This window comes from Brenneria roseae subsp. roseae (genome assembly GCF_003115845.1).
GTDB lineage: Bacteria > Pseudomonadota > Gammaproteobacteria > Enterobacterales > Enterobacteriaceae > Brenneria > Brenneria roseae.
Genome location: NZ_KZ819043.1, coordinates 22,112 through 30,966 on the forward strand (window position 1 = coordinate 22,112; position 8,855 = coordinate 30,966).

An 8,855-nucleotide genomic window follows, 5' to 3' on the forward strand; every position below is an offset into this window, starting at 1 on the left:
TTGTCTGGAGACGGAGGGAGTAATAATGGGTATCAAGTTGCATAGAGGGACGTGTGTAAAAACGCTGTCTATGACTCAATGAGACGAATTACTCTTGTTCCCTTCGCAGGTATTAACCCGATCAGGTTCCGCGGATCCCGAATTAACGGTCTCAGCCTGTTCGTTTGAATCGCTTCCCAAATGGAAGAAACCAAAACGACCTAGGCACTCCGACAAGATTAGCCCGTTCGTTAAACGGGCTGATTAAAACGCTGACACTTTATGATGATGACGCGGTCATGTCAAAGAGCGTCGAGCGTATCAGCGGGAAGCATCACGTCTTTCATGAATCGTCGTCGAGGCTATCGCCAGTAAAAACAAGGCTAATTATCAAAAATCAGCCGGATCATGGCGTCTTCCTGCGTAAAACGTTCAGCCAAAGCCTCGCCAACGCTGGAAAGCGCCTGCTGAAATTCGAGGCAGTTATCATGATCGATCGCGGCCGCCAAATGGCTGTCGTAAAATTCCATAATGTGCTGAGTGTTGTTTTGTAACGCGAGCTCAAGCTGCGCCGAACGGGCAAGTTTTTGTTCACTGAGGATTGCGGCTTCATGCAACATCTTTTCGTAGACATGAAAATGGCCGGCCGAAAGATAATCCACCAGATTATGACAAAAATTATCCAATGCTTCTTCATCCAGAAGCGAGAGTGTGTCTTTATTGGGCTTGATGCCAACCAGATGATAGTACGCGACCAGAAGCTGCTTGCGCGCTTGTAGCCACTGGTCGATTAACGCATTATTGCCACCAACGTATTCAGTCAGGCTTTGTAACTGGTTTAGCATTGTTGGACTCCGTGAACGGTAAGAAATAACTGAAATGTTAGTTATAAAACTTATGTCATCACTCAGAATGTAAAATGCCAGTGAAGTGAGAGTGGAGCAATAAAAAGATATGGAACAGACGTTAAAAGGTGATGAGATTGGCTGGTGGATTGTCAGTGACGCAGGGCAGATCTGGCTTCCTCAGGGAGAATTGCCGCAGGGAACGGCATCGTCCTGGTCATTGCAGGGCGCGACCGGGCGTAGAATCGGTGAATGGCAAGGTCTGCCCGTATGGTTGGTTTGCCAGAGCAAAAATCAAGCGATGACATCCGTCCGCCAACTCATCGATCAGGAAGTGGGATTATTCCAACTGGCGGGGCGCGGTGTACAACTGGCCGAGTTTTATCGTTCCCATCGCTTTTGCGGTTACTGCGGCCATGAAATGGTGCTGAGTAAAACCGAACTGGCGTGCCTGTGTCACCATTGCAGGGAACGTTATTATCCACAGATCGCGCCCTGTATCATTGTGGCGATCCGTCGTGGTGATGAAATTCTGCTGGCGCAACACCATCGCCATCGCGGCAATATGTACACGGTACTGGCTGGTTTTGTCGAAGTGGGCGAAACGCTGGAGCAGACGGTGGCGCGTGAGGTGATGGAAGAGAGTCAGATTCAGATTAAGAACCTGCGCTATATCAGCTCTCAACCCTGGCCCTTTCCTCATTCTCTGATGATGGCGTTCATGGCTGATTATGCGGGGGGTGACATTAAGCACGACCCGAAAGAGTTACGTGACGCCGCCTGGTTCCGATATGATCGGTTACCGCTTTTACCTCCGCCAGGCACGGTGGCTCGTCGTCTAATCGAGGATACGGTCGTGTTGTGCCGCGCCTGGGATGAGAACCGTAGCGAGCATGTTACCATTCACCCGGATAATGATAAGTGACTACGTTAAGCATCATAATGCCTAAAGGAAAATGACATGACTGATCTGAAAAACGATCGCTATTTGCGGGCGTTGCTGCGCCAGCCTGTTGATGTGACGCCAGTTTGGATGATGCGTCAGGCGGGGCGATATCTGCCGGAGTACAAAGCAACGCGCGCGCAGGCCGGCGATTTTATGTCGCTGTGTAAAAATGCGGAGCTGGCCTGTGAAGTCACGTTACAACCCTTACGGCGTTATCCCCTTGATGCGGCCATTTTGTTTTCAGACATTCTGACTATTCCGGATGCCATGGGCCTTGGCCTCTATTTTGAAGCGGGAGAGGGCCCTCGTTTTCAGTCCCCTATCGTCAGCCATGCCGATGTCGTCAAATTACCGATACCCGATCCGGAACAGGAACTGGGCTATGTGATGAATGCAGTACGCACTATTCGCAGCAACCTTGCGGGAGCGGTGCCGCTGATAGGTTTTTCTGGCAGTCCCTGGACGCTGGCGACCTATATGGTTGAAGGCGGCAGCAGTAAAGCCTTTACCATTATTAAAAAAATGCTGTTTGCGGAACCGCAAACGCTGCATTTGTTGCTGGATAAGCTGGCCGACAGCGTCATTCTTTATCTGAATGCCCAAATCCAGGCGGGCGCGCAAGCGGTGATGGTTTTTGACACCTGGGGCGGCGCGTTGAGCGGTCGTGATTATCGGGAATTTTCCCTGCGCTACATGCACAAGATCGTCGATGGATTACAGCGTGAAAATGAAGGTCGTCGCGTGCCTGTCACCCTGTTTACCAAAGGCGGCGGGCAATGGCTGGAAGCCATCGCGGAAACCGGTTGTGACGCCATTGGGCTGGACTGGACGAGTGACATTGCCGATGCCCGGCGTCGGATAGGCGATAAGGTCGCGATACAGGGCAATATGGATCCGTCCGTACTGTATGCGCCGCCAGCCAGAATCGAACAAGAAGTGGCATCGGTTCTTGCGGGGTTTGGTCACGGTAGCGGGCATGTATTCAATCTGGGACACGGTATTCATCAGGATGTACCGCCCGAGCATGCCGGAGCCTTTGTTGACGCGGTACACGCGTTATCTCGCGCTTACCATCAGTAAATCAAAGGAGATAAGGTGATTGATACTCAACAGCTAAAAGCCGAACAGTTGGCTCGCGCCTCAGAGGTGATTCGTCATGACGATTTGCCGTTTGAGCAGCCTGCGTTGATCGCGGGGGCGGATGTCGGGTTTGAGCAGGAAGGTACCGTGACCCGAGCGGCTATTGCGATTATGCGATATCCCTCTCTGGAACTGGTGGAGTACAAAATCGCGCGTATCGGTACGACGATGCCGTATATTCCCGGTTTTCTCTCTTTTCGCGAGTGTCCGGGATTGTTGGCTGTCTGGGATAAATTGGAGCAGAAACCGGATTTGATTTTTGTCGATGGACACGGGATTTCCCATCCGCGTCGTCTGGGCGTCGCCAGCCATTTCGGATTGTTGGTTAACGTGCCGACGATTGGCGTGGCCAAAAGCCGGCTGTGCGGGCATTTTGACCCGTTGCCGGATGATATCGGCAGTCAGCAGCCGCTGTTGGATAAAGGCGAACAGATTGGCTGGGTATGGCGCAGCAAAGTACGCTGTAATCCGCTATTTGTGGCGACGGGACATCGGGTTGGCATGGACAGTGCGCTACAGTGGGTCAAACGTTGTATGCGAGGTTATCGCTTACCTGAACCGACGCGCTGGGCGGATGCGGTGGCCTCTAATCGTCCCGCGTTTCAGCGTTGGCAACAACACAATCTGCGATAGAAATTTTAGGAATTCAGGAATAGGGCGTAGCGGTAATTTCAGGTACACTGCCGCCCATAGCCGTTAATGAGCATAAAAATGTTACGTAACCCCATTCATTTGCGTTTGGAAAAGCTGGGAAGCTGGCAGCATGTCACGTTTATGGCATGTCTTTGCGAGCGTATGTACCCCAATTATCACGAGTTCTGCCGTCAGACAGCATTCGGTGATGCGATGATTTACCGCCGTATTCTCGATCTCGTTTGGGAAACGTTGGTAGTAAAAGATGCAAAGATTAATTTTGATAGCCAGTTGGAAAAGCTGGAAGAAGCGATTCCGGCATCCGATGACTTTACTATTTATGGCGTTTACCCGGCCATTGACGCCTGTATTGCGCTGGGTGAACTGATCCATTCCCGTTTAAGCGGTGAGACGCTGGAGCATGCCGTTGCTATCAGTGAAGCGTCAATCCGTACCGTTGCCATGCTTGAAATGACGCAGGCGGGCAAAGAGATGACGGATGAAGAACTGAATGGATTGCCGGCCATTGAAGATGAATGGGATATTCAGTGGGAAATTTTCCGCCTGTTGGCTGCCTGCGAAGAACGTGATATCGAGTTGATTAAAGGGCTTCGTTCCGATCTGCGTGAGGCGGGAAGCAGTAATATTGGGATAAATTTACACCAATAACGCAATAAAACGTGATTTAAGGCCTGAAATGGCGTGTCTTAAGGCTTCACATCCGCACCCTGTCTGGTCTACATTTGGGGGGCGTAAAAAAAGTGGCTGTCGGTGCGTGTATGCAGGAGAGTGCTATTATTGCATATCCGTCGCACTCGATGCTTAGCAAGCGATAAACACACTGTAAGGATAACTTATGAATAAGACTCAACTGATTGATGTAATTGCAGACAAAGCTGATTTGTCAAAAGCACAAGCGAAAGTGGCATTGGAATCAACTCTGGCAGCAATTACCGAGTCTCTGAAAGAAGGTGATGCAGTACAATTAGTTGGTTTTGGTACATTTAAAGTCAACCATCGTAATGAGCGCACTGGCCGCAACCCGCAAACTGGTAAAGAAATCAAAATTGCTGCTGCCAACGTGCCAGCATTTGTTGCAGGCAAGGCTCTGAAAGACGCTGTTAAGTAAGATCATGTCGGTTAAGAGTTTAAGCAGAGGGGCGGTTGCGCCCCTTTTGCTTTTGTTACGCCCGCTGTGGTTTGGCGCGATAATCATCGTGACTATTGCCTGTAGCAGTCACACCGCTCCACCTTCGACGTTTGCCAGTGGCTATATCGCCGATCGCGGCGTTGTGCGTCTGTGGCGTAAAGATGACTCTCAACATGGCACGACCTCCCTGATGACGGTTTACCGTCCGCTTCAGGAAGACGATACCGTTATTACGCGTTATTCGTACCAGCAGGACAAGGTACGGGAAATCCAGAAAACCCGTCTGGGAACGCAGAAAGATGAAATACGTATACGGTTTACGGAAGAGGGAACCGTGAGTTTTATGCAGCGTCAATTGGCAGAGCGGCGTGAACTGATCGCTGATGATGAGATTGCGTTGTATCAGTTTGATGCAAAACGAATACTGGAACTCAGTGATGTCCTGCGGGCAGGTAAGGTTCTTCTGAGACAGGGTAAATGGCAAGATGGACAAGTCATTACCTGTGATGGAAAAAGCGTCCGCCCCAGTTTTGACAGATCTTCACGTGAATGGATCGCCCAGCGAAACCAGCACGCGCATGGCCCGCTGAATATTGCCTGGCTGGAAGGCCCGGAAGGTGTTCAACTGCTGCTGATGGCGGAAGATAACTTTTGTCAGTGGGAATCGGCAATAGAAAAGTCATAACGTATCGCTACGGCTGCTGATGGATTTTATGTCTGTCTGAGGCATAAAAAAACCCGGATTTCTCCGGGCTTGTCGTTTATCAGGCTTGTTCCCGCTCAATGGCGCGATAGCCAATGTCTTTCCGGCAAAAACTTCCTTGCCATTGAATCCCGGCCGCCAGTTCGTATGCCCGTTTTTGTGCTGCGGCAACGGTATCACCCAATGCTGTCACGCACAGAACACGCCCGCCATTCGTCACAACATCCTTATCGTTTAACCTGGTGCCCGCATGGAAGACTTTTCCGTCTTCTGCATCCTGCTGCGGCAGTCCGGAAATGACATTGCCCGTGTTGTAATCGCCAGGGTATCCGCCTGCCGCCAGCACTACGCCTAACGACGGACGATCGTCCCAGACCGAGTCTTTCTCATCCAGCTTGCCAGCACAGGCTGCCAGACACAGCTCTACCAGATCTGAACGCATACGCAACATAATGGGCTGTGTTTCCGGATCGCCAAAACGGCAGTTAAATTCAATGACCTTGGGCTGCCCATCAGCGGAAATCATCAGGCCAGCATACAGGAAGCCGGTATAGACATTGCCTTCTGCCGCCATACCTTTGACCGTTGGCCAAATCACCTGATCCATTACGCGTTGATGAACATCATCCGTCACCACCGGTGCGGGAGAATAAGCGCCCATACCACCCGTGTTCGGGCCGGTATCTTTATCGCCCACTCGCTTATGATCCTGACTGGTGGCCATCGGCAGTACGTTTTCACCATCAACCATCACGATAAAACTGGCTTCTTCACCGTCCAGAAATTCTTCCACTACGATACGATGGCCCGCATCACCAAACGCGTTGCCAGCCAGCATATCCTGAATCGCATTTTCAGCTTCTTGTTGTGTCATCGCAACAATGACGCCTTTCCCGGCAGCCAAACCATCCGCTTTGATCACGATAGGCGCACCTTTGGCACGCACGTAGGCCAAAGCCGGCTCGACTTCGGTAAAGTTCTGATATTCGGCCGTCGGGATTTTATGACGGGCGAGGAAATCCTTGGTAAAGGCTTTTGAACCCTCTAACTGGGCGGCAGCCTGAGTCGGGCCAAAAATTTTCAGACCAGCATCACGAAATGCATCGACTACGCCAATAACCAGAGGGGCTTCCGGGCCGACAATGGTTAAACCAATATCGTTTGCTTGCGCAAAAGTGAGCAGCGCGGGGATATCGGTCGCGGAAATGTCGACATTAATCAGTGACGGCTCCAGTGCGGTGCCGGCGTTGCCTGGCGCGACATAAACTTTATCTGCCAGCGGAGACTGTGCGGCTTTCCAGGCAAGCGCATGTTCACGTCCACCATTACCAATAATTAATATGTTCATATCAAGTCTGCTCCGGAATTAATGGCGGAAATGGCGCATGTCGGTAAAGATCATCGCTATGCCGTGTTCGTTAGCGGCGGCAATAACCTCATCGTCACGAATGGAACCACCTGGTTGGATAACGCAGGTAATACCGACCGCAGCCGCTGCATCAATGCCATCGCGGAACGGGAAGAAAGCATCGGATGCCATCGCGGAACCTTTGACTTCCAGACCTTCATCGCCAGCTTTGATACCGGCGATCTTCGCAGAGTAAACGCGGCTCATTTGTCCTGCGCCTATGCCGATGGTCATATTGTCACGGGCGTAGACAATCGCATTGGATTTGACGAACTTGGCCACTTTCCAACAGAACAGTGCATCGCGTAATTCTTGCTCGCTGGGCTGACGTTCAGTCACAACACGTAGCTGAGAGGCATCAACCATACCCAGATCGCGATCCTGTACCAGCAGCCCACCGTTGACACGTTTGAAATCCAGGCCAGGAATACGTTGTTGCCATTCACCGCAGGTAAGGACACGGACGTTTTGCTTGGCGGCTGTCACTTTTAAGGCGGCTTCACTGACAGAAGGGGCGATAATCACTTCTACAAACTGGCGGCTGATGATGGCTTGTGCGGTTTCTTCATCCAGTTCGCGATTAAACGCGATGATGCCACCAAAAGCTGAAGTTGGATCGGTTTTATAAGCGCGTTCGTAAGCATCAAGGATAGAACCGCCTGTCGCAACGCCGCACGGGTTGGCATGTTTCACAATTACGCAGGCTGCATCAGTAAACTCTTTCACACATTCCAACGCGGCGTCAGTGTCCGCGATATTATTGTAAGACAGCGCTTTGCCCTGTAACTGCTGAGACGTTGCGACGGATGCTTCAGTCACATTCTCCTCTATATAGAAGGCCGCCTGCTGATGGCTGTTCTCGCCATAGCGCATATCTTGCTTCTTGATGTAATTCAGATTCAGTGTACGAGGGAAATGACCCGACGGTTTATTTGTCTCACCATGATAGGCGGGAACCAGCGCACCGAAATAGTTTGCGATCATGCTGTCGTAAGCCGCCGTGTGCTCGAACGCTTTGATAGCCAGATCAAAACGGGTTTCATAAGTCAGAGAACCGTCGTTGGCGTCGATTTCATTAATGATGGCGGTGTAATCGCTGCTTTTGACTACGATAGCGACATCTTTATGGTTTTTGGCAGCGGAACGAACCATGGTTGGACCACCGATATCGATATTCTCGATGGCGTCTTCCAGCGTACAGTTTTCACGGGCTACCGTCTGGGCAAAGGGATAAAGGTTCACGACGACCATATCAATCGGTTTGATGTCGTGCTGCGTCATGATGGCATCATCCTGACCGCGACGGCCCAGAATGCCACCATGAACCTTCGGGTGCAGGGTTTTGACTCGTCCATCCATCATTTCCGGGAATCCGGTGTAGTCTGATACCTCTGTTACCGGCAAACCCGCATCGGCCAGCAAACGCGCTGTGCCTCCGGTAGAAAGAAGCTCGACGCCACGTTGGGACAGAGCCTGAGCAAATTCGACAATACCTGCTTTGTCAGAAACGCTGAGCAGAGCGCGGCGGATAGGACGACGTTGTTGCATGATGATTTTATCCCTTGGATTTGGGTAGTCATTAAAGAACGTTACGTGAATATCGTCTTCTTCTTCAAAGCGATTTTGCGAGATAAAGAAAAAATTCAGTTAGCGTTCACAAAAAAGGTCGTATTTTGAGGCGGTAGAATTGTAGCGAAAACGTTTGCGTGATGCTCGTCTAATTTTAATTAGAATCCATCCTGTGGATAAGTTTGTGCAAAAGAGGGTATAAAGCAGGATTTTGCTGTGGAATGCAGCAAACAGTTATTTTTATGCAAAATACCTATTGCGGACAGCGGAGAAGTCCCTATAATGCGCCTCCACTGACACGGCAACGGCGGCTTATGCGGTTGCGATGACAGTCGGAAGTCAGGCATCAATCACTTGACTTCACAGCGGAAAAGCATAGACTATGCGGCCCGCGCCACAGGTTAATGTGGCAACGCTCTTTAACAATTTAATCAGACAATCTGTGTGGGCACTCACAAGACCGTATCTTGATGATATAAAAA

Annotated in this window: 9 protein-coding genes and 1 riboswitch; of the genes, 6 read left to right on the forward strand and 3 right to left on the reverse strand. The window is 50.7% G+C overall.

Annotated elements, in window-relative coordinates; all coding sequences use genetic code 11:
• Positions 1-81: 81 nt before the first annotated feature.
• Positions 82-222: riboswitch (TPP riboswitch) on the reverse strand.
• A 140-nt stretch (positions 223-362) separates the two neighbouring features.
• Complete coding sequence (rsd, locus tag DDT52_RS20170) at positions 363-824, reverse strand: sigma D regulator (protein WP_136157930.1); 462 nt, start codon at positions 822-824, stop codon at positions 363-365.
• 109 nt (positions 825-933) lie between these two features.
• On the opposite strand from rsd, the gene nudC reads away from it, so the two are divergent.
• From nudC to DDT52_RS20200, 6 genes are all read left to right on the forward strand, one after another.
• Positions 934-1,749, forward strand: coding sequence for an NAD(+) diphosphatase (gene nudC, locus DDT52_RS20175; RefSeq protein ID WP_136157931.1), 816 nt, complete (start codon positions 934-936; stop codon positions 1,747-1,749).
• A 36-nt stretch (positions 1,750-1,785) separates the two neighbouring features.
• The gene (gene hemE / locus DDT52_RS20180) at positions 1,786-2,850 is read left to right on the forward strand and encodes a uroporphyrinogen decarboxylase (RefSeq protein ID WP_136157932.1); all 1,065 of its coding nucleotides are present in this window, start codon (positions 1,786-1,788) and stop codon (positions 2,848-2,850) included.
• A 15-nt stretch (positions 2,851-2,865) separates the two neighbouring features.
• Positions 2,866-3,543: a deoxyribonuclease V gene (nfi, locus tag DDT52_RS20185; RefSeq protein WP_136157933.1), complete on the forward strand. Its 678-nt coding sequence runs from the start codon at positions 2,866-2,868 to the stop codon at positions 3,541-3,543.
• Positions 3,544-3,621: 78 nt separating this feature from the next.
• Positions 3,622-4,212: a YjaG family protein gene (locus DDT52_RS20190; RefSeq protein WP_109491428.1), complete on the forward strand. Its 591-nt coding sequence runs from the start codon at positions 3,622-3,624 to the stop codon at positions 4,210-4,212.
• Positions 4,213-4,399: 187 nt separating this feature from the next.
• Positions 4,400-4,672, forward strand: coding sequence for a nucleoid-associated protein HU-alpha (gene hupA, locus DDT52_RS20195; RefSeq protein ID WP_109491429.1), 273 nt, complete (start codon positions 4,400-4,402; stop codon positions 4,670-4,672).
• A gap of 4 nt (positions 4,673-4,676) precedes the next feature.
• Positions 4,677-5,378: a DUF1481 domain-containing protein gene (locus tag DDT52_RS20200; protein ID WP_136157934.1), complete on the forward strand. Its 702-nt coding sequence runs from the start codon at positions 4,677-4,679 to the stop codon at positions 5,376-5,378.
• Positions 5,379-5,457: 79 nt separating this feature from the next.
• On the opposite strand, the gene purD is transcribed toward DDT52_RS20200, so the two are convergent.
• Both purD and purH read right to left on the reverse strand, forming a co-directional pair.
• Positions 5,458-6,744 (reverse strand): phosphoribosylamine--glycine ligase, encoded by a 1,287-nt coding sequence (gene purD / locus DDT52_RS20205; protein ID WP_136157935.1) that lies wholly within the window; start codon positions 6,742-6,744, stop codon positions 5,458-5,460.
• 18 nt (positions 6,745-6,762) lie between these two features.
• On the reverse strand, positions 6,763-8,352 hold the full coding sequence (gene purH, locus DDT52_RS20210; protein ID WP_136157936.1) for a bifunctional phosphoribosylaminoimidazolecarboxamide formyltransferase/IMP cyclohydrolase: 1,590 nt from the start codon (positions 8,350-8,352) through the stop codon (positions 6,763-6,765).
• Between the last annotated feature and the right edge of the window lie 503 nt (positions 8,353-8,855).